Source organism: Acinetobacter sp. Q186-3 (genome assembly GCF_013420655.1).
Taxonomy (GTDB): domain Bacteria; phylum Pseudomonadota; class Gammaproteobacteria; order Pseudomonadales; family Moraxellaceae; genus Acinetobacter; species Acinetobacter indicus.
This window is the reverse complement of the sequence record NZ_VOXS01000004.1, coordinates 204,707-225,032: the sequence shown is the minus strand read 5'-3', so window position 1 is coordinate 225,032 and position 20,326 is coordinate 204,707. Positions and strand designations below refer to the sequence as shown.

Here is a 20,326-nt window from a genome sequence, read left to right as displayed (position 1 = left end):
TATATTTTGCTGATTTTTTTAAAGTTTAAGCTCAAGATAAACAAAAGTTTATATTTTTTATATCTTAGTTAAAGTTTCAATATTGGATTAAGACACAATTTAAAAAGTTGAAATCTGATGAAATAAGCATCGGAGTACTTATTTCATGCGCATACGGTTATGGACAGCCTGACTTAAAGTGTGACTGTCGATATATTCCAGTTCACCACCTTGCGGCACGCCCTGGGCAATCCGGGTCATCTGCACCGGTAAATGCTTGGTCGCTTCGACCAGATAATGCGCCGTCGCCTGACCTTCTACCGTGGCATTGGTCGCCAGAATCACTTCTTTGACCTGACCCGAGCTTAAACGGTGAATTAAAGCTGGAATCCCGATTTCTTCCGGACCAATCCCGTCAAGCGGCGATAAATGCCCGCCCAAAACATGATATTTACCGCGGAAGCTGCCACTTTGTTCAATTGCCATGACATCGGCTGGTGATTCCACCACGCAGAGTAATTCTTCATCACGTTCCGAAGATGCGCAGATATTGCACACTTCATCTTCGGTTAAAGAATGGCAGATGGAACATTCGTGAATATGCGTGGTCGCCTCATTTAAGGCATAAGCCAGACCCAGCGCGCCTTCACGGTTTTTCATGATCAGGTGCAAGGCCATGCGCTGGGCCGATTTTGGCCCAACACTTGGCAAAATACGCAAGGCTTGTACCAGTTGATCAAAACGATCGCTGAACACAGATGCGCTACCTTAGAACATGCCTGCCAAACCTGGTGGTAAGCCCATACCAGAATTCGCTGCTTTCATACGTTCTTCAGAAATGGTTTCTGCCTGACGCGCTGCATCATTCATGGCCGCAGCAATCAGGTCTTCAATCATGTCTGGATCGTCTTGTAACAGTTCAGGATTGATTTCAATACGCTTCACCACGTTACGGCAGGTCATGGTTACTTTGACCAGACCACCGCCCGCTTCGGCATGCACTTCAGTTTGTGCCAGTTCTTCTTTGGCTTTCTTGATATTGTTTTCTACTTCTTTCTGCATGCGCTGCGCTTGCTGCATTAACATATTAATGTTCATAAAAATCTCCGAACAAAACTGACATCTTTGGCTAAGCACTCTACACGAAAATTCAGCAAAAAGATGTCAGAATTTATAAATTAAATCAGGTCTAAACCACGGCTAAGGTCGCGAATAATATCATCAATATCTTCCAGACCCACAGAAACACGAATTAAACCTTCTGAAATACCGGCTTGCTGTTTGGCTTCGGCAGACATACGGCCATGTGAGGTGGTAGCAGGATGGGTAATTGTAGATTTTACATCACCAAGGTTACTGGTAATGGATAAGAAACGCGTGTTATCAATGACAGTCCATGCGCCTTCACGCTCACCTTTCACCACGAACGATACAACACCGCCAAAACCGCTTTGTTGTTTTTTCGCTAACTCATGCCCTGGATGCTGCGGCAAACCGGCGTAATATACGGTTTCCACTTTTGGATGGGCATCCAGCCATTCTGCCAGCTTCTGTGCACTGGCACAGTGGGCTTTCATCCGCAGGTTCAGGGTTTCCAGACCTTTAAGGAAGACCCAGGCATTAAACGGGCTCATCGAGTTACCCAGGGTACGAATCACGCCGTTAATTTCTTCCAGCAACTGGTGATTACCGACCACAGCACCACCCAGGGCACGGCCCTGACCATCAATATATTTGGTTGATGAATAAATGATTAAATCCGCACCAAATTTAATCGGCTGCTGTAAAACCGGGGTACAGAAAGTATTGTCGACGGCAAACAAAGCATTGGCTGCATGGGCAATATCAGCAATCGCTTGCAAATCACCCACTTGCGCCAATGGATTAGATGGGGTTTCAATAAACAGTAAACGTGTATTCGGGCGAATCGCCTGCTGCCAGGCCGCTAAATCTTCCAGATCAACAAAGGTTACATCTACGCCAAATTTCATGACGTATTTTTCAAATAATGAAATGATCGAACCGAATACCGCGCGTGAACACACCACATGATCGCCGGCTTTTAAATAGGCCAGGGTAATTGCATGTACTGCAGCCATACCTGAACTGGTGGCCACGGCACGTTCTGCGCCATCGAGCACTGCTAAGCGTTTTTCAAAAGTATGGACAGTCGGATTGGTATAACGGGAATAGGTATTCCCTTCAATTTGCCCAGAAAATTTGGCGGCTGCATCAGCTGCACTTTCGCAAACAAAAGACGATGTTAAAAAGATGGGTTCACTATGCTCACCCTCGAAGGTACGGTCATGACCAGTACGAATTGCCAAAGTATCTAACTGATATTCGATCTCGTCTTGTTCGCTCATCTCGATTTTCGCCCTTAGACTACCGTTATAAGAATTGCCAACATTTTGAGCGCCCAAGGTGTTTAAGGTCAAGGTAAAATATGGAAATATCGCTTAGACTTCATCCAACTCAGCGTCATGACAAGCAGATAGAGGCTATGAACCCAGTACAGAAAAAATTTGCAGATCAACGCAAGAAGTTAAAAAACTTATCGACCCGGCTTTTTAACAGCAAGACTTTGGTGATCTCCCAAACCACACCGTATGAGATCATTGGCGAATACCAACACGCACAAATCCGTTATTACGCTTCACCCAATAAAGCCTATCAGGAGCCGCTGGTCTTTGTTGCGCCGCTGGCGATTAATATGGCGATTTATGATTTGTATCCCTATCGCTCTTTAATCAAGCATTTCCAGCATAGCGGTTTTGATGTCTACCTGATTGACTGGGGACGTTTAAACTATGCCCATCGTCATTTAAATTTTATGTACTTTATTAATGCCGCAATTCCGCATTGTATTGAACAGATTCGACAGCATTCCCATAGTGAGCAGATTTCCTTACATGGCTGGAGTATGGCCGGCGTCTTTGTGATGCTGTATACCGCCTATCGTCAACCTCAGATCGTGAAAAACCTGATGGTGCTGGGCAGCCCGGTAGATAGTTATGCTTCCGGTCGCATCGGCCAGCTGTTTAAACGCAGCAACCAGCTGATTTCACGTAATCACAAATTAAAACAGGCCTTACATCAGGGCTCTATTCCCCCACATTTCATTCATACGCCCGGCATCATCAACGCTTTAGGTTTTAAAATTCTAGATCCTAAAGGCTGGCTGGACAGTCAGCGCCAGCTGTTTCTCAATCTGAACGACCCGCAAGTGCTGCATGAACATGCCACGCTGGGGAATTTCCTGAACAATATGATTGATTATCCGGGCGGGATTAATCAGGACATGGTACTGAATGTCTGGCTGCAAAATCCGTTAAAAAACGGCATTATCCGCCTGAAGGATGAACATATTGAACTAAAAAATATTCGCTGTTCTTTATTTGTCGGGGCCGGGCAAAGCGACCAGATTGTGACGGCTGCCGCTGCACAGCCTTTAAGCCAGTTGACAAGTAGTACAGATGTCACGTTTACTCTTATTCCGGGTGGTCACTTAGGCCTGATGTCCAGCCAGAAAAGTGCCAATGAATTCTGGCCCAAGCTGACCCGGTGGCTCGAGCAAAGATCGACAAAAATACACAAGGAAACCGCATGATTCAGTCTGTTGCATTTATTGGTTTGGGCGCTATGGGATACCGCATGGCCGCACATTTACCCCAGCATTTTGATACAGTCTATGTCTGGAACCGTAATTTTGCCAAAGCCGAGCAACACGCAGCGGAATATGCTACACAGGCGGTTGAGCTTGAACAGGCCGTACAGGCCGATGTGATTTTTTCCTGCCTGCCGACCAGCCAGGATGTAGAACATCTGTTAGAGGGTTTGACGCTAAAAGCCGGCTCTATCTGGGTGGACTGTACCAGCGGTGTTCCAGATTCTGCCAAAAAAGTGGCTGCGCAGCTCAAAGTACAACAGGTCGATTTTTTAGATGCACCCGTCAGTGGACAAACCCTAGGCGCAGAAAAAGGCACCTTAACCGTGATGGTGGGCGGTGATGCGCAAGCTTTTGAAAAAGCCCTACCCGCAATGCAGGCTTTTGGGCAACTGATCAAGCATGTCGGTGAACCGGGCGCTGGTTTTGCTGTTAAAGCCATTAACAACATGTTGATGGCTGTCAATTTATGCGCCGTTGCCGAAGGATTTACCACCTTAAAAGCGCATGGGGTAAACTTAAACGAAGCGCTGGATTGTATTAATGCCTCAAGCGGCAAAAGCGCGGTAACGGAAATGGTGCTACCCCAGCGTATTCTTAATCGCGCATTTCCACTAACCTTTGCCCTGCCGCTACTGGCCAAAGACACCGGAATTGCTTTAGACTTGGTACGCGATGCAAAACTTTCAGCACCGGTACTCGGACTGGCCCAAAGTTTGATTCAGGCTGCCAATGCTACTGCTGAACCAGATAGCGACTTCTCCAGCGCCGTTAAAATGTATGAGGCCTGGAGCAAGATTACAATTGAGTAAGATCTGGCCATTGAATAATCAGAATAAAACCTAATATTGTGAGTAGATGCTTACCCACAATGTTATTACAGAGGAAACTCGTATGAATAAGCTCACTGTTGCATTATTGACCAGTCTTGCAACATTCATTGGGGCAAATACCACGGCTTTTGCTTCAGCACAGGAATGTCAAAAGCTGAAAAATGATCATGATGTGATTTATGCATCAAAAGGCTTCTGCTTTAAAGATCCTGAAGCCAAAGCCAAGTTTGGCAATGACAACTGCTATACCACCAAGCCAAAATTTTCTGAAAGAGAGCAACAACGACTTGACGAAATCAAGGCGCGTCAGAAAGAATTGAACTGTAAATAATTCAATGCATTGATTAAAGGAAATATCATGGCTTACGATGATCAAAATATTTTTGCAAGAATCCTGCGTGGAGAACTGCCTGCAATTAAAGTCTATGAAGATGAACAGGTTCTTGCGTTTATGGACATCATGCCTCAAGCCGATGGTCACACCTTGGTTATTCCTAAAACACCTGCAGTCACATTATTGGACCTACCTGCCGAAGCTGCAGCATATACCATCCAGATTGTGCAAAAAATTGCTAAAGCCATGGAAAAAGCCTTAGGACTAGATGGAATTGTATTAATGCAGCTGTCTGGCGCTGCTGCGGGACAAACTGTACCGCATGTTCATTTCCACCTCATTCCTACCTCGGTACATCAACTCGGTAAACATGCTGCGCAGATGGGTGACCAGGAAAAAATCATGCAACTGGCTGAAAAGATTAAAGCAGCGCTTTAAAATATTTCCAAAACTGTATTAAAAATGAATGGAGCACTCGCTCCATTTTTTTCGCTTCATGTTTTAATTTCACGATTAACCACAGCATTGATGACAATAATATGTCACTCCCCTTGCAATTAAGTTATTCATTTCATAAATTTTTTCTAAATTTAAAAACTTGTTCACTTAAAATTTGCGATTAAAGGTAAGTTTTTGATCTAATTTGTACTTTTTAATAATTTTGAAATATTTCCTTAATATTACTGTCGCATTTGTAAGGAATACTTAGCACCAATAGAGAACAGCAGTAGATCTACCCTACTTCTGAACAATGTTTAGGACTAAAAACAATAGTCTGTATTGGAGCTACACATGAAAAAAACGCTTTGCGCATTAGCAGTTGGGGCAACCTTATTTACACCAGCATTAGCTATGGCTGCTGATGTAAAAGTATATGGTCGTGCACACGTATCTTTAGACTATCTTGATGATGGTGCAGACTATAATGAAGTTGGACTATCTTCAAACTCTTCTCGTTTAGGCTTCAAAGCTGAACAAAAATTAGAAAACGGCATGACTGTTTTTGGTCAAATCGAACAAGAAATTAACTTCGCTAGCGGTTCAGCAAACGATGATTTAGAGTTTGCAACTCGCGATACTTTCGTTGGTTTAAAAGGTGATTTTGGTCAGGCACGTGTAGGTCGCTTTGACAGCCCGTTTAAAGTGGCTCGCGGTCCAGTCAACTTCTTTGGTGACCAATTAGGTGATATCCGTAACGTAACACGTGAAGGTGACTTACGTTTTGATGAACGTAATGCCAATACGATTGAATATAAATCACCAAAATTTGGCGGTGGCTTTAATGTAATCGGCGCATTATCTCTACACGAAGATAACAGCGTAGATAACGAAGCAAATAAAGATAAAGCTTATGACCTTGCTTTAACATATAAAGAAGGTCCAGTTGATTTTGCTGCTGCGTATGAACACTATGAAGAAGATGCAAACCGTGGTGAACGTGATGGCTTCCGTGTTGCAGCTGCATATAAAATCACACCTGAATTAAACTTCGGTGGTTTATATCAGTATTTAACGCATGATAACGATGCTGACAACCCAGATGCTCAAGTATTTGGTGTAGCAGCGGATTATAAGTTTGCGCCAAAAACTTATTTACGTGGTCAAGTGTTCCACCGTGATGTAGATGCAGATGATGCAAATGCAACTCTTCTTGCAGTGGGTCTTGAACATCGCCTAGACAAAGCAGTACGTGTGTATGGTAACTTGGCTACTGTACTGAATGATGAAAACTCAAATCTGACTCCATGGGCTCAAGGCCGCTCAAATAGCGTAGGCGGTGTTGATGGCGAAGATGCATTCGGTTTTTCTCTAGGTTTCCGTTACGACTTCTAAGTCTAACCTACCTAAAAAGCAAAAAAACACGCTTCGGCGTGTTTTTTATATCCAGATTTATGGATTTAAAAAGCCAACCTCAGGTTGGCTTCATCATATAAACAGGCTTATCTTTTCAGGAAACCTGACACCATATTCAGTACATTCTGAATATCATTATTGGCTTCAGTTTTACTGGTCTGCTCACCCTGTGGAGTTAAAGAGTCAATAATCTGTGGCAACACCTGTGAAATTGCGCCATAAATATCCTGTTTAGGGGCATGGGTTTGCTGCGCTACCTGTTCCACTTCTTCATCATCAAACAGATTCTGGACTTCCTGCGGATTCACACTGGCATTCTCGCCCGGCCCGGTCGAAACCCAGTCATCCACCTGGCTGCTTAGGCCCTGACCTTTTAATTTGTCCAGTGCACCTTGCAAACCACCCTGCTTTTGAATCCAGGCCAGCACCAAAGGCAATACCGCAACCAGAAGAGAAGTTTTAGAACTACCACCTAGCCCCTGACTGGAACCACCGAATTGGCCCAGCACAGAGCCTAAAATCCCACCCAAACCGCCTTGCTGGCTTTGCCCACTCTGCTGGTGATTATTTCCAAGTTGACCTAGAACTGAACCGAGAATACCGCCTAGCCCACCACTTTGTTGGGATTGGTGCTGATTGGAATTTGAACCTAAGGCCTGTTTCGCCAAAATTTCCACAATATTGCTTAAGTTTGTCATGATTTTTATTTCTTCCTTTAATGACATTCACTCAGCATACGATGCTTCATTCATTTGAAACATCCGAAATTGTTATGTTTTTGCAAAAACCGCAGAAAAGCTGAGCATTACCAGCGATATTTATCCCAGTTTTCCGGGTTAGCCCAGAATTTGGAATTAAACCAGTCCGGTACATGCTTATAGGTCAAAATATTAAATTGCCACAACATTAGGTCATGCTGCGGCTGGCTTTTATCCATCAGTTGGGTAAAGCCCAAGGCACGTAATAAAGGTTCATCTTGACGTTTAGTCACCACCACCATACGTTTGGCCAGCAAATCACGCAGTTTCACCAAAAGCTGCGATTTCTGCGCGCTGCTCAAATCTGCCATTTCTTCAGTATCGAGTAGTACAAAAGCCAAATCAAAACGCTGGGTAAAAGGCAGATTTAAAAGCGTAGTTACGTTAAAATATTGCCATTGAATTGTCTGATGATGATCGTATTGTTCAAGATGTTGACCAATACACAATGCAGTAGAAACTGGCTGCTCCTGGGTTAAATCGTCTAGCATAGAAGTGATGACATTCATCTCAGCCATGACTGCATTCCTTATGATGAAAGTGAGTATTTTTTATGGAACTACAAGGCATTTGCCATAAAATGCATGCAGGTCTAAAGGACCTTAGTGTAACTGATCAACAGACACACCGGGCAAATGTTGAATATAAATTTATTCTGGATCGCTCAGAAATCGAACTGCCTTTTCGCTTGGGTCAAGAAATAGAAATTGAATGGACCGGCAATATTTACTGTGTTTCTTGCGGCAGCAAAACCCCAAAATCCTATTCACAAGGTCACTGCTTTAAATGCTTTAAAACCAAAGCGTCCTGTGACATGTGTATTATGAAACCGGAAACCTGTCATTATCATTTAGGCACTTGCCGCGAAGAAGAATTTGCACGATCTGTCTGCTTCCAACCGCATGTGGTGTACCTGGCCAACTCCAGTGGCTTAAAGGTCGGGATTACCCGTATTGGCCAAATGCCAACACGCTGGCTGGATCAAGGGGCGACTCAGGCCTTACCGATTATGAAAGTCGGCTCTCGTCGTTTATCTGGCCAGTTGGAAATCATGTTTGGTTCGCAAATTGCCGATAAAACCGACTGGCGCAAACTGCTCAAAGGTGAAGCTGAACCGGTCGATTTAATTGCGACCCGTGACCAGCTGATTGAAGAATTTGCACCAAAAATCAGCACCATTCGTGAAGAATTTAACCAGAATCTTGAGTTTAATGAAACATTGGAATTGATGGAGCAGGAACGTCCACGTGAGTTTATTTATCCGGTGGAACAGTATCCTGAAAAAATTAAATCGCATAATCTGGATAAAACCCCGGTGATTCGCGGCAAACTTTTCGGGATTAAAGGACAATATTTAATTTTAGATACTGGCGTAATTAATATCCGTAAATATACCGGCTATGAACTGATTATCCGTACTGAATAAACTTTTCACCAAAATATAAGCACAATAAAAAAACCGGCGTTTGCGCCGGTTTTTTATTATGCAGTCAGACTTATTCAATATCTGCTTTAGCTTTCAGATACTGGGTATAGTCATCCAGTTCTTGCTGGGCGCGCAGCTGTTGATACAACTTGGCCAGCTCCTGTAACTGTTCAGGCGTTAAAGCATTTGAAGTGGTACGGTTCACATTCGATACTGCCACGACCACCAGTTCATTTGGCAAAGCTGCCGTGGTCACAGACCACATCCCTTGCTTCGGTGGCATCAAGCTAAATGCAGCACGCTCAATTTCACGCTTTAAACGACCTTCAGCACGGGTAAATACACCAGCATCTTCAAAACGGATTTGCTGCTGAGCCAAGACTTCTGCAGCCGGTTGCGTCTTGAACTCATCCAGTGATTTCTGGATTTTGGCTTTGGCTGCATTAAAGGCTTTTTCTTCAATCAGTTTGGCACGTACACGTGGTGTTGCTTCAGCCAGGGTTTGCACACCCGCAGCATGATACTCACGTACTTTCACCCAAACCACATTACCATTGGCCATTTGAATGTTACTTGAAGCGTTACGATCGCCGTTTTTCACATCATCATTAAACAGTTTCACCTTCACACTTGGATCAGATAATACTGGATGCTGAGAGGCCAGACTAAAGCCTTTTACCGATTCAACCTTGGTGCCTTTGACTTCCTGAGATACCACATCCAGCGCATCACTACCCACCACCATCTCATTCAGGCTATTTACCGTATCCGAGAAGGCATTTTGCTGTTTGGTCTTTTTCAGTTCTGCAGTTAAACGGGCTTTTTCCGCTTCAAAAGAAGGCACCTGAACTGCATCGGTTTCAACCTGAATTAGATGATAACCATATTGGGTTTTCACCGGCTGAGAAATCTGACCTGATTTCAGACTGGTGACTGCCTGATCAAAGGCATTGCCAAAGGCACCCACGTCATAAGCCTCAAATAAGCCACCCTTGTCTTTAGATTCCGGGTCTTCTGAATATTTCTGTGCAGCAGCGGCAAAACTGGTGCCCTGCTGGATTTCAGCATACACCTGATCCGCCAGTTTTTTGGCAGCTGCATCATCACGTGCATCGGTGGTAATTAAAATATGTTTAACCTCACGCGCTGCATTTTTTTGCTGGGCTTCAACAAACTTGTCATAGGCCTGTTGCAATTCTGCATCGGTAATTGCAGCTTCAGTCGCGGAAATATGTGCTGGCGTCAGAACAATAAAGTCGACATCAACATTGGCGACCTGCTTAAACAGGGTCGAATGTTTATTGTAATAATCACTGATTTCTTGCGCTGAAACCTGAATATTTTTCTTATATTCATCCAGTTTAATGCTGGATAAATGCAAGGTACGCTGTTCGGTTTGTAAATTGGCAATCTGCTGGATATCCAGCTCGCTCACCAAGGCATGATCCATAAAGCTCGCGCTAAGCATTTTCAAGGCATGATCCTGACGCAGATTCTGGATTAAAGCCTGACTGCTCATACCCACTGAACGCAGGTAATTGGCATACAGTGCTTCAGAAAACTGGCCATTTTCCTGAAAGCTTGGTTGCTGGGCAATCATCTGCTCAATTTGCGCATCGCTTAAGGAAATACCCAAATGTTCAGTCTGTTGTAACAGCAAGGTGCGTGCAATCAGAGTATCGAGTGCTTTATTTTCAATATACGCCTGATTCAACAAGGTCTCATCGCCCTGTGTATAGCTGAGATATTGTTGTTTTAATGAGTTGGATAAGGCTTCTAATTCCTGTTTGGAAACCTGTTGCCCATTTACTGATTTTGCCGAGTCGGCAGAATTGCCGCCACTAAAATATCCTTCAATACCTACAAGTGCTAAAGGGATCAGAAACAGAACGAGCAAAACCTTGCCCAACCAGCCCTTAATAACATTACGAAAAGATTCCATAAGTATTCCAATATTTTACTTGTGCAGGATTTTAACCGAAAACCCTCAGCGAATGAATGTATTAAAACCCGAAACTCTGATTATTAATAAAAAACGCGCCAGGAGGCGCGTTTAATACTGCTTAAAAGATCAAGCTACAGAATCTTTTAAACCTTTACCCGCTTTGAAGCTAGGTACTTTGCTTGCTTTAATCTCAAGTGTTTCACCAGTTTGTGGGTTACGGCCTGTACGAGCAGCACGTTCTTTCACATTGAAAGTACCGAAGCCCACTAAAGTCACTGTGTCGCCTGCTTTCAGCGCTTCAGTGATTGAAGCAATTGTAGCGTCTAAAGCCTTACCAGCGTCAGTCTTAGACAATCCCCCTTTCTCTGCAATTGCATCAATTAATTCTGATTTATTCATGAAGATTACGTCCTCTTAATATCGTTTATTTAAGGTCCAAAGATTTCGTTTAAGTTACCGTAATGCCTTTATAGCAATGCTTTGAGGGTAAAAGCAATACTCTCCAGACGCATTTATACAAAATAAGTTGCAAAAATCTGCCAAAAAAATGCCAAAGCTGTCGAGATTTTCACTTTTTCAGGAGTTGTTCTTTTAATTGCTTATTTTCTTCAATTAAAGCATCGACTTTGCTGTGCAGTTGCAGCACCAGCTGCTCTAAATGCTGGATATCTTTCACGGTTACCAGCCCTATACGGTTCAAGGAATGATGAACACTATGGTCAATCATCCGTTCGACCTTATCTTTGGTATCGACCACCGATTCTTTGGCCTTTTCAGAAACTTTTTCTACGGTCTGATCGGCAATTTCGGTGGTTTTGGATTCCAGTTCTTCCCCCACCTTGACCAGTGAGTCAAATAATTTATTGCCTTCTTCTTCAGCACGGGAAAACGCGCCTAAGCCGGCCAGCCAGATCTGTTTGGTATATTTGCGAAAATCCAGCGCCGATTTACGCCCAGAACGTACTCTTGCTTTGTTTTTAGACGCTTTTTCATTTTCGTTTTGTGGTTCTGGCGATTCTACTGCTGCTTCATCCATTCGCATTTCTCCTGCTTATTTTGTATACCATTCAATATCATAAACCAACAAAATGCTCTTATAATAGCAAATTAAGCACTTGAACGTTTTGTTAAACTGTTCTACAAAGCAAGAATATTATGTATTACTTCCTGGTAATGCACCGCTTGGATATGCATGACTCGATCTGGTTAGGGACTAAATTGTATGAATGAATCGCAACAAAGACAAAATGAATCACATTTGTTGCTGACGATGGTGATGATTGTTCTGGAAACAATCTTTAGCTTTATCTTGAAATATGATCGTGTTGTTGCACTTCAGGCCAAAAAATTTGTAGACCAGAAAATTGCAGTCAAAATTAACAGCTATATCCCCTATTTCGACTTCTATTTGCAGTTTAGCGAACACGGCATCCTGTTTGATCTAAAAGCACCTGAAAAAGCCGTCGAATTAGATGTCCGTACCACATTGCTGGATTTGATTAAGATTTTTGTCTTGGGGAATCGCCGCAGTATTCGAGCCATGCGCATTGAAGGCGACCCGACCTTAAAAGATGAATTCCGCGACCTGCTGACCTTATTCAGTATCCCTAAAGTACTTTCGGACTGGCGTCAATGGCTGGCCGATCCTGAACACGAGCAGGAACTGGAAACCTCTAAACGCCGGATTGCCCCGTTATTAGAGAAAATTGACCTGCAACGCTCGACCATTAATACCCTGCAGGTAGAAGTTAAACAGTATAAAAACCGCATTCGTCGCATGCAGCGCAACCAAAAGCGAATTAATCTGGCTTTTAGTCTAATTACTCTGCTATTAATTGCGTTATTAGTGTATAATTTATGGATCGTTTAAATCCTTAATTTCCCTGTGATTGAATCGAATATCCGAATAATAAAAAAACTTGACTATTTTAGTCAGGATTCATAGAATCTACACATCTAGTCCAACCATGTGTATCGAATCATGCGCTTAACCACTCGCGGTCGCTACGCAGTGACTGCTCTACTTGATCTAGCTTTGCAGCCAACTGAACAAACGATCACTCTTGCAGAAATTGCAGCTCGACAATCTATTTCTGTCGCTTACCTTGAGCAGTTATTTGCGAAATTAAAGCGTCACGGCCTGGTTTCCAGTATTCGCGGAGCCAATGGTGGTTATCACCTGGCGCGCAGTGCCGATACAATCACCGTATTAGAAATCATTGAAGCTGTAAATGAAACGGTTGATGCCACCCGTTGTGACCATAAAGGCAACTGCCAGAATGGTGCAATGTGCTTAACCCATGATTTATGGCAAGAACTCTCCCACCATATTGCCGATTATCTTGCAAAAATCACCCTTGCTGATCTTGTAGCTCGTGACAACGTTCAAGCCGTTGCAATTCGCCAAAATTCAGCATCTTTTGATTCAGCCCTTTTATCGGTTACAGGTATTTGACATGAAACGTCCGATCTATCTTGACTATGCAGCAACAACTCCTGTAGACCCTCAAGTTGCAGAACGTATGATGGAATGCTTAACTTTCGAAGGCACCTTCGGTAATGCAGCATCTCGTTCACATGCCTATGGCTGGCAAGCAGAAGAAAAAGTGGAATATGCACGTGAACAAGTTGCGAACTTGATCAAAGCTGACCCACGTGAAATTGTCTGGACTTCAGGCGCAACTGAATCTGACAACCTTGCCCTAAAAGGTGTGGCTCAATTCTATGCATCTAAAGGCAAGCACATCATTACCTCTAAAATTGAACACAAAGCAATTTTAGATACCTGCCGCGAGCTTGAGTCTGAAGGCTTCGAAATTACCTATCTTGAGCCACAACCACAAACCGGTTTAATTACCCCGGAAATGGTTCAAGACGCAATTCGTCCAGATACTATTCTTGTTTCCCTGATGATGGTGAACAACGAAATTGGTACCGTGACTGACGTTGCTGCAATTGGTGAAATTACCCGTGCCAACAAAATCTTCTTCCACGTTGATGCTGCACAGGCTGCAGGTAAAGTCGAGATTGATCTTTCAACCTTAAAAGTTGATTTAATGAGCTTCTCTGCACACAAAATCTATGGCCCTAAAGGCATTGGTGCCTTATTTGTACGCCGTAGCCCGCGTGTGCGTCTGAAAGCGCAAATGCACGGTGGCGGTCATGAGCGCGGTATGCGTTCTGGTACGCTGGCGACCCATCAAATCGTAGGTATGGGCGAAGCATTTGAGCTGGCAGGTAAAAACCTGGAAGCTGAACAAACCCGTTTACGCGTGTTACGTGACAAACTCTGGAATGGCCTGCAAGACCTTGAACAAGTGTTCCTGAACGGTCACCCGACTCAAAACGTAGCCAACTACTTAAACGTCAGCTTCAACTTTGTTGAAGGTGAATCGTTAATGATGGCGCTTAAAGATGCAGCAGTATCTTCAGGTTCTGCATGTACGTCTGCAACGCTTGAGCCATCTTATGTACTGCGTGCGCTAGGTCTGTCTGACGAGCTTGCGCACAGTTCAATTCGCTTCAGTTTTGGCAAATACACCACTGAAGAAGATATTGATCATGTGTTATCAATTACCAAAGCTGCTGTTGAGAAATTACGTGAACTTTCTCCGCTTTGGGATATGTATAAGGAAGGTATCGACCTTTCTACAGTTGAGTGGGCGGAACACTAATTCGACACTGAGATGAAGCTTTATTCAGCTTCATCTCATTGATAAAACGAATATTGACCCCATATTAATATTAACGCTGACCCCGAGGTTTGGAGAAGCAAAATGGCATATAGCGAAAAAGTAATTGATCATTACGAAAACCCACGCAACGTTGGTGTTTTAGACAAAAATGCAGACAACGTAGGTACAGGCATGGTCGGTGCACCAGCATGTGGCGACGTAATGCGTTTACAGATTCAAGTGAATAATGACGGTGTAATTGAAGAAGCACGCTTTAAAACCTATGGCTGTGGTTCGGCAATTGCATCAAGCTCACTGGTGACTGAGTGGTTAAAAGGTAAAACCTTGGACGAAGCTCAAGCCATCAAAAACATTGATATTGCAAACGAACTGGCTTTACCACCAGTTAAAGTACACTGCTCTGTACTTGCAGAAGACGCGATTAAAGCGGCTGTTGAAGACTATCGTACCAAACAGCAAAAAGCTTAATTGTTTCTCGTTTTAAAGACAGATTAACGGAGTTTTCATGATCCATTTAACTGAAAATGCTGCAACTCATATCAGCAATTACTTAAAGAATCGCGGTAAGGGTGAAGGTATTCGCGTTGGCGTGAAAACTTCCGGCTGTTCAGGTCTGGCCTATGTGCTTGAGTTTGTTGATGACGTCAATGCATACGATCAGGTATTTGAACAGCACGGTGTAAAAGTATTCGTTGACCCGAAAAGTTTAGTCTATCTTGAAGGTTTAGAGATGGACTATGTCAAAAACGGCTTGAATGAAGGCTTCGAATTCAATAACCCGAATAAAAAAGGTGAATGTGGTTGTGGTGAATCCTTCACGGTTTAATTCCCGACCCTCCCTTCTTTTGCAGATTAAAACAGTGTCTTGTACACTGTTTTAATCGCATTTATGCAGTCCTTTTTTGCAATCAATCGCGGATTATCTCTCCCATGAATCATTTTGAGCTGTTTAACCTGCCTGTAGCACTCGATATTGATTTGGCTACTTTAAAAGCAGAATTTTTAAAGTTACAGCAACAATATCACCCCGATAAAGCCGAAGATAAAGACCAGGCGCTGATTCAGTCCAGCGAAATCAACCAGGCGTATAAAGTTTTATCTCAGGTTGACAGCCGCGCAGGTTATTTACTGAGCTTAAAAAAACAGGATTATCATCTGGATCAGTCAATCAGTGATTTTGAGTTTTTACAGTCTGCCTTGGAAATTCGTGAGCAGCTGGATGATGCCCGCTCTGCCGATGAACTGGCTTCCCTGAAAACCGAAGTCCAGCAATGGATTGATGGTCTGGTTCGCGAATTTAAAATTGATTATGCAGATGAAGACTGGGGCGAAGCACGCGATACAGTACGTAAATTGCGTTTCTTCCAGAAAGTCATGACCGATATTGACAAGGCTGAAGATCGTTTCCTCGACGATGACAGCTTTGACTTAGATGACGATTTTTAATTTTATTTTTTCAAATTAACGTGCAAAGGATGTAACACAATGGCGCTCTTGCAAATTGCAGAACCAGGACAATCAAGCGCACCGCATGAACATCGCATTGCGATTGGAATTGATTTAGGCACCACACATTCACTGGTGGCCACTGTTCTTTCGGCGCAAGCCAAAGTCCTTCATGATGAACAAGGTCGTGTGTTACTTCCCTCAATTGTTCATTATGCCGAAAATACCACGCAATATGGCAATGATGCCAAACCGTTTATCACCAGCGATCCGAAAAATACCATTGTTTCAGTGAAACGTTTTATGGGTCGCTCCAAGGCAGACATCAAGTTTCAGCACCCTTACGATTTAGTGGGTGAAGCCAATGAAATGCCGGCTTTTGAAACTGCACAAGGTCGTAAAACACCGGTAGAAATCTCGGCTGAAATTTTAAAACAGCTGAAAGACCGTGCTGAAGACAGCCTGAAAAATCCGGTCAATGGCGCAGTAATTACTGTTCCGGCCTATTTTGATGAAGCTCAGCGTCAAGCCACACGTGATGCAGCTCAACTGGCTGGCCTGAATGTGCTGCGCTTACTTAATGAACCGACTGCTGCTGCAGTGGCCTATGGTCTGGATCAGGACAGCAATTTAAGTACCGATCGCAACTATGTGATTTATGACTTAGGCGGCGGTACCTTTGACGTATCGATTTTACGTTTCTCGCAAGGTGTATTTGAAGTACTGGCGACCGGTGGTCATACTGCATTAGGCGGTGATGATCTGGATCGTTTAATTGTCAAATGGGCGAAAAAACAGCTGAATATTGACACATTAAATGATACTGAATATGCCCACTTTGTGGTCGCAGCGCGTCAGGCCAAAGAAGCGCTGTCGGATGCGGAATCAGTAGAACTACAACTGTTAGATCAAACATTGACACTGGATCGTGCGACTTTTGAAAGCATTATTCAGGTGGCGTTAGACAAGACCATTAGCGTCTGCAAACGCGTACTGCGCGATGCCAAACTGGAACTGACCGATATTCAAAACGTGGTACTGGTTGGCGGCTCTACCCGCTCCTATGCGGTGCAAAAAGCTGTCCGTGAGGTATTTAACCAGGAACCGCTGTGTACTATTAACCCGGATGAAGTGGTTGCGATTGGCGCCTCTATTACGGCCAATCAGCTGATTGGTAATACCAAAGATGGTTCATTGCTTTTAGATGTTACCCCACTGTCTTTAGGTCTGGAAACCATGGGCGGTCTGGTCGAGCGTTTAATTTCACGTAATACTGCAATTCCAGTCGCGCGTCGTCAGGAATTCACCACTTATCAGGATGGACAAACCGCCATGCTGATTCATGTGGTGCAAGGTGAACGTGATCTGGTTGAGCATTGCCGTAGTTTAGGCCGTTTTGTCCTGCATGGTATCCCACCAATGACTGCCGGTCAGGCGCGTATTGAAGTCACCTTCCAGGTTGATGCCGATGGCCTGCTTAGTGTTTCTGCCAAAGAAACGACTTCTGGCGTTTCCGCGCATATCGACATTAAACCGTCTTATGGTTTATCGAGCGAAGATACCGAACGTTTACTGCTTGACGGTTTCAAATACGCAGAAGAAGACAAACACCTGCGTCATTTACAGGAAACCAAGGTCGAAGCACAGCGTGAACTGGAAGCTCTGGAGCAGGCACTAAAAGTTGATGCACAGCTATTGAGCACAGAACAACTGGACGCATTGAATGGTGCGAAAACCCATTTGTACAGCCAGCTTGAAACAACCGATATTCAGGCTATTGAACAGGCTATTGAACAGCTTAAAATACACAGTGATGCTTTTGCTGCGCTTCGCATGAACCAGCATATTGATGCTGCTCTTAAAGGCACCAAGCTCGATGACTGGTCAAACTCAAACTAATTTAAGGTAAAGACTATGCCACGTATTAAAGTACTTCCACATGCGCAATTCTGCCCAGAAGGTGCTGAGTTTGAAGTTGAACAAAATGCCAACCTGTGCGAAAGCCTGTTAAAAAACGGCATTAAAATTGAACATGCCTGTGATATGTCATGTGCCTGCACCACCTGTCACGTGGTGGTACGCCGCGGTTTTGACAGCCTGGAAGAAATGAATGATGTCGAAGCTGATCTGTTAGATCGTGCTTGGGGTCTAGAACCTGACTCACGTTTATCATGTCAGGTACAGGTGGTTGATGAAGATCTGGAAGTTGAAATTCCAAAATACACCATTAACCATGCTTCTGAAAATCACTAAGACTTAAAACAGAAAAACCACGCTCCGGCGTGGTTTTTTTGACTTGATAGAACACTCAACAATCTTCGATCAAGCAGATCATCTATCTTTATAAGTTAATGAAATTCCCGATCTGGTCGATTAACCTCGACTTCTTCAATCACTTCATCTTCCAGTTTTAATTTCACAATACCCTGCGAGTTGGTCAGTTTTTGCTGGGTCTGAATCCGTTTAATCATTTTTTCCAGCACACCAATCAGTTCCGGATATTCAAAGTTTTGCACTTCATCCAGATTCAGCAACAGATGAAAACCTTTGTATTCATAGTCAAACCAGCGCTGATAATCGGATTTTCTGGCCGCATATTTTTCCATGACCTGCCAGGTTTTCACCGGACCCTGAATACCTTTCAGGAAAATTGGCGCTTTCGGCGCACACAGATAATCATTTTTCACCAGTTGATAGGTATCATCTGACAGCAGGATTTCATCAACTTCGGCTGCGCTTTGCAAACGCGCTGCCAGATTGGCATCGCGGCCGACAATGGTATAAGCCATACGATGCGCCGCACCATAGTTACCCACGTGGCAATAACCGGTACTGATGCCCATGCGGATATGTAACGGCGGATAGCCCATTTTAATCCAGCGTTCACGCAGCAGTTTCATTTGCTGGCGCATGGCAATGGCCATTTCAACGCAGGTCTTGGCATCATTTTCCACACCCTGACTGCTTGGATCACCAAAGAAAATCAGGATAGCATCCCCCATAAACTTATCGACGGTGGCTTCATACTGCTTGGCAATTTCAGTCATATGACTCAAATAGTCATTCAGCAGGTAGGCTAAATCATCTGGAATCAGGGTTTCAGACAGCTCGGTAAAGCCCTGAATATCGGAAAAGAAAATGGTGAGTTTTTTACGTTTATATTCAATTTTGGCTTCTGACTCGCCTTTCATGATCGAATGCCAGAGCTGAAGCGGCGCATAACGACTCAACTGGTTGGCAAATTCCATATAGCGGTTCATTTGCTGATAATAATGTTCACGCTTATGGTTAGAGGCACGAATCCGGCGGGTCTGATAAACACTGCCCATCCCGAAATACACGATCATGCACAGGAAGGCCAGAATGGTCAGCTCATTGGTGGTGTATTCAAAATATTCACCAAAGCCAAATACGAAAATATTGCACAGATAGAATACCGACGCTGCAAATAAAGCCGCCAGCGACACCAAAAAGAACGATACTTTGACATTAATGGCGGTATACAGCAAGGCAAAAATCGCCGCAAAGGTTAGAACCAGATTTAAATGCACGGCCGACAGACAGATGGCCACAATCATAATATCTATAATAAATAAGATATTTCTTTTAATCTGATAGTTATATTTAGATTGTAGCCAGCGCGACAGTTTCGGGGTAATAAACAGCAAAAATGCCAATAAAACCGGAATATAAATTTGGTACTGGGTGTCTGGATAGGTGTAATGATAGACAATCAGGATCAGCGATAAACTGGCATAGCCCATAACCCGATGCAGGTAATCAAATTGTGTAGGATCTCGATCCATCCAATAACCTAGTGACACCGTACTCTACTCTCCTTAGCGGATCTGGTCACACCATACATCCCTGCATGATGCAAACACGAATATCAGTCCATTCGCCAGTCAAATGGCATATCGCCCTGACCGCGTAGTGCCAACATTAGCGTTTGGCGCATATGGTTCAGCACTTCATTGTTATACGGTACTGCTGGTGTTCCCCAGACCGGTTTTGGCCATGCCACATCATTTTGATAACGCACCACATGATGGAAATGCAATTGTGGCACCATGTTGCCCAGTGCAGCGACATTCATTTTATCGGCACGGAATACACGTGACAGTTGGCTAGATAACCAGCTCGATTCACGCAGGAACTGTTCCTGGTCGGCCTGGCTTAATTCATAGAGTTCGGTAATGCCCGGCACACGTGGAATAAGAATGAGCCAAGGAAATTGCATATCATTCATTAAACGACATGTTGACAAGGGAAAGTCGCCTACAAAAAAAGTATCTTGAGCAAGTTGTGGATGCAAACTAAACATATCTTTATAAATGACGCAAATTAGAATGATGGCTAATACTATCACATCCCAAAGGACGTGAATAT

The 20,326-nt window shown here is 43.7% G+C and carries 24 protein-coding genes; 14 read left to right on the top strand and 10 right to left on the bottom strand.

The genetic code is table 11. The features are described from left to right. Nucleotides 1–138 precede the first annotated feature (138 nt). The 3 genes from recR to FTT64_RS05690 all read right to left on the bottom strand — a co-directional run bounded on the left by recR (nt 139) and on the right by FTT64_RS05690 (nt 2,345). Nucleotides 139–735, bottom strand: a complete 597-nt coding sequence (gene recR / locus FTT64_RS05700) for a recombination mediator RecR (RefSeq protein ID WP_005178420.1) — start codon at nt 733–735, stop codon at nt 139–141. 12 nt (nt 736–747) lie between these two features. Continuing rightward, on the bottom strand, nt 748–1,077 hold the full coding sequence (locus FTT64_RS05695) for a YbaB/EbfC family nucleoid-associated protein (RefSeq protein WP_005178423.1): 330 nt from the start codon (nt 1,075–1,077) through the stop codon (nt 748–750). Nucleotides 1,078–1,157: 80 nt separating this feature from the next. Then, on the bottom strand, nt 1,158–2,345 hold the full coding sequence (locus FTT64_RS05690) for an O-succinylhomoserine sulfhydrylase (protein ID WP_005178426.1): 1,188 nt from the start codon (nt 2,343–2,345) through the stop codon (nt 1,158–1,160). 137 nt (nt 2,346–2,482) lie between these two features. On the opposite strand from FTT64_RS05690, the gene FTT64_RS05685 reads away from it, so the two are divergent. The 5 genes from FTT64_RS05685 to FTT64_RS05665 all read left to right on the top strand — a co-directional run bounded on the left by FTT64_RS05685 (nt 2,483) and on the right by FTT64_RS05665 (nt 6,646). After that, nucleotides 2,483–3,589 carry an alpha/beta fold hydrolase gene (locus tag FTT64_RS05685; RefSeq protein WP_180182128.1) on the top strand — a complete coding sequence of 369 codons (1,107 nt, stop codon included), beginning with the start codon at nt 2,483–2,485 and terminating at the stop codon, nt 3,587–3,589. Further along, entirely contained in the window at nt 3,586–4,458 is an 873-nt protein-coding gene (locus FTT64_RS05680) for an NAD(P)-dependent oxidoreductase (RefSeq protein WP_180182127.1), read from the top strand. Before FTT64_RS05685 ends, FTT64_RS05680 begins: the two co-directional genes overlap by 4 nt. 82 nt (nt 4,459–4,540) lie before the next feature. Continuing rightward, a complete protein-coding gene (locus FTT64_RS05675) occupies nt 4,541–4,810 on the top strand; it encodes a YARHG domain-containing protein (RefSeq protein WP_045795400.1) in 270 nt (89 codons plus the stop codon). 27 nt (nt 4,811–4,837) lie between these two features. Further along, nucleotides 4,838–5,251, top strand: a complete 414-nt coding sequence (locus FTT64_RS05670) for an HIT family protein (protein WP_180182126.1) — start codon at nt 4,838–4,840, stop codon at nt 5,249–5,251. Nucleotides 5,252–5,605: 354 nt separating this feature from the next. After that, nucleotides 5,606–6,646, top strand: coding sequence for a porin (locus tag FTT64_RS05665; protein WP_180182125.1), 1,041 nt, complete (start codon nt 5,606–5,608; stop codon nt 6,644–6,646). Between the two features lie 107 nt (nt 6,647–6,753). Here FTT64_RS05665 and FTT64_RS05660 read toward each other — a convergent pair whose 3' ends face one another. Both FTT64_RS05660 and FTT64_RS05655 read right to left on the bottom strand, forming a co-directional pair. Continuing rightward, nucleotides 6,754–7,365: a YidB family protein gene (locus tag FTT64_RS05660; RefSeq protein ID WP_104498286.1), complete on the bottom strand. Its 612-nt coding sequence runs from the start codon at nt 7,363–7,365 to the stop codon at nt 6,754–6,756. Nucleotides 7,366–7,472: 107 nt separating this feature from the next. Then, nucleotides 7,473–7,943 carry a DUF6231 family protein gene (locus FTT64_RS05655; protein WP_005178437.1) on the bottom strand — a complete coding sequence of 157 codons (471 nt, stop codon included), beginning with the start codon at nt 7,941–7,943 and terminating at the stop codon, nt 7,473–7,475. Nucleotides 7,944–7,978: 35 nt separating this feature from the next. On the opposite strand from FTT64_RS05655, the gene FTT64_RS05650 reads away from it, so the two are divergent. Beyond that, on the top strand, nt 7,979–8,851 hold the full coding sequence (locus tag FTT64_RS05650; protein WP_075174536.1) for a DUF2797 domain-containing protein: 873 nt from the start codon (nt 7,979–7,981) through the stop codon (nt 8,849–8,851). A gap of 70 nt (nt 8,852–8,921) precedes the next feature. Here FTT64_RS05650 and FTT64_RS05645 read toward each other — a convergent pair whose 3' ends face one another. The 3 genes from FTT64_RS05645 to FTT64_RS05635 form a co-directional block, all read right to left on the bottom strand. Beyond that, on the bottom strand, nt 8,922–10,793 hold the full coding sequence (locus FTT64_RS05645; protein WP_168399949.1) for a SurA N-terminal domain-containing protein: 1,872 nt from the start codon (nt 10,791–10,793) through the stop codon (nt 8,922–8,924). A gap of 129 nt (nt 10,794–10,922) precedes the next feature. Then, nucleotides 10,923–11,195, bottom strand: a complete 273-nt coding sequence (locus FTT64_RS05640; protein WP_005178445.1) for an HU family DNA-binding protein — start codon at nt 11,193–11,195, stop codon at nt 10,923–10,925. 169 nt (nt 11,196–11,364) lie between these two features. Next, the gene (locus FTT64_RS05635; RefSeq protein WP_005178447.1) at nt 11,365–11,832 is read right to left on the bottom strand and encodes a phasin family protein; all 468 of its coding nucleotides are present in this window, start codon (nt 11,830–11,832) and stop codon (nt 11,365–11,367) included. Between the two features lie 186 nt (nt 11,833–12,018). Here FTT64_RS05635 and FTT64_RS05630 point away from each other — a divergent pair, with 186 nt between their 5' ends. The 8 genes from FTT64_RS05630 to fdx all read left to right on the top strand — a co-directional run bounded on the left by FTT64_RS05630 (nt 12,019) and on the right by fdx (nt 18,190). Then, the gene (locus FTT64_RS05630) at nt 12,019–12,666 is read left to right on the top strand and encodes a hypothetical protein (protein ID WP_180182124.1); all 648 of its coding nucleotides are present in this window, start codon (nt 12,019–12,021) and stop codon (nt 12,664–12,666) included. Nucleotides 12,667–12,777: 111 nt separating this feature from the next. Then, nucleotides 12,778–13,251 carry an Rrf2 family transcriptional regulator gene (locus FTT64_RS05625; RefSeq protein ID WP_005178455.1) on the top strand — a complete coding sequence of 158 codons (474 nt, stop codon included), beginning with the start codon at nt 12,778–12,780 and terminating at the stop codon, nt 13,249–13,251. A 1-nt stretch (nt 13,252) separates the two neighbouring features. Then, nucleotides 13,253–14,470 carry an IscS subfamily cysteine desulfurase gene (locus FTT64_RS05620; RefSeq protein WP_005178458.1) on the top strand — a complete coding sequence of 406 codons (1,218 nt, stop codon included), beginning with the start codon at nt 13,253–13,255 and terminating at the stop codon, nt 14,468–14,470. Nucleotides 14,471–14,572: 102 nt separating this feature from the next. After that, nucleotides 14,573–14,959 carry a Fe-S cluster assembly scaffold IscU gene (gene iscU, locus FTT64_RS05615; RefSeq protein ID WP_005178460.1) on the top strand — a complete coding sequence of 129 codons (387 nt, stop codon included), beginning with the start codon at nt 14,573–14,575 and terminating at the stop codon, nt 14,957–14,959. Between the two features lie 37 nt (nt 14,960–14,996). Further along, nucleotides 14,997–15,317 carry an iron-sulfur cluster assembly protein IscA gene (gene iscA / locus FTT64_RS05610; protein ID WP_005178462.1) on the top strand — a complete coding sequence of 107 codons (321 nt, stop codon included), beginning with the start codon at nt 14,997–14,999 and terminating at the stop codon, nt 15,315–15,317. Between the two features lie 104 nt (nt 15,318–15,421). Next, entirely contained in the window at nt 15,422–15,937 is a 516-nt protein-coding gene (gene hscB / locus FTT64_RS05605) for a Fe-S protein assembly co-chaperone HscB (RefSeq protein ID WP_016659013.1), read from the top strand. 39 nt (nt 15,938–15,976) lie between these two features. Further along, the gene (hscA, locus tag FTT64_RS05600) at nt 15,977–17,836 is read left to right on the top strand and encodes a Fe-S protein assembly chaperone HscA (RefSeq protein WP_180182123.1); all 1,860 of its coding nucleotides are present in this window, start codon (nt 15,977–15,979) and stop codon (nt 17,834–17,836) included. Nucleotides 17,837–17,851: 15 nt separating this feature from the next. Continuing rightward, nucleotides 17,852–18,190 carry an ISC system 2Fe-2S type ferredoxin gene (gene fdx, locus FTT64_RS05595; RefSeq protein ID WP_005178469.1) on the top strand — a complete coding sequence of 113 codons (339 nt, stop codon included), beginning with the start codon at nt 17,852–17,854 and terminating at the stop codon, nt 18,188–18,190. Nucleotides 18,191–18,285: 95 nt separating this feature from the next. Here fdx and FTT64_RS05590 read toward each other — a convergent pair whose 3' ends face one another. Further along, nucleotides 18,286–19,743 carry an adenylate/guanylate cyclase domain-containing protein gene (locus FTT64_RS05590; protein ID WP_171525163.1) on the bottom strand — a complete coding sequence of 486 codons (1,458 nt, stop codon included), beginning with the start codon at nt 19,741–19,743 and terminating at the stop codon, nt 18,286–18,288. 83 nt (nt 19,744–19,826) lie between these two features. Continuing rightward, nucleotides 19,827–20,261 carry an HIT domain-containing protein gene (locus tag FTT64_RS05585; RefSeq protein WP_005178471.1) on the bottom strand — a complete coding sequence of 145 codons (435 nt, stop codon included), beginning with the start codon at nt 20,259–20,261 and terminating at the stop codon, nt 19,827–19,829. Between the last annotated feature and the right edge of the window lie 65 nt (nt 20,262–20,326).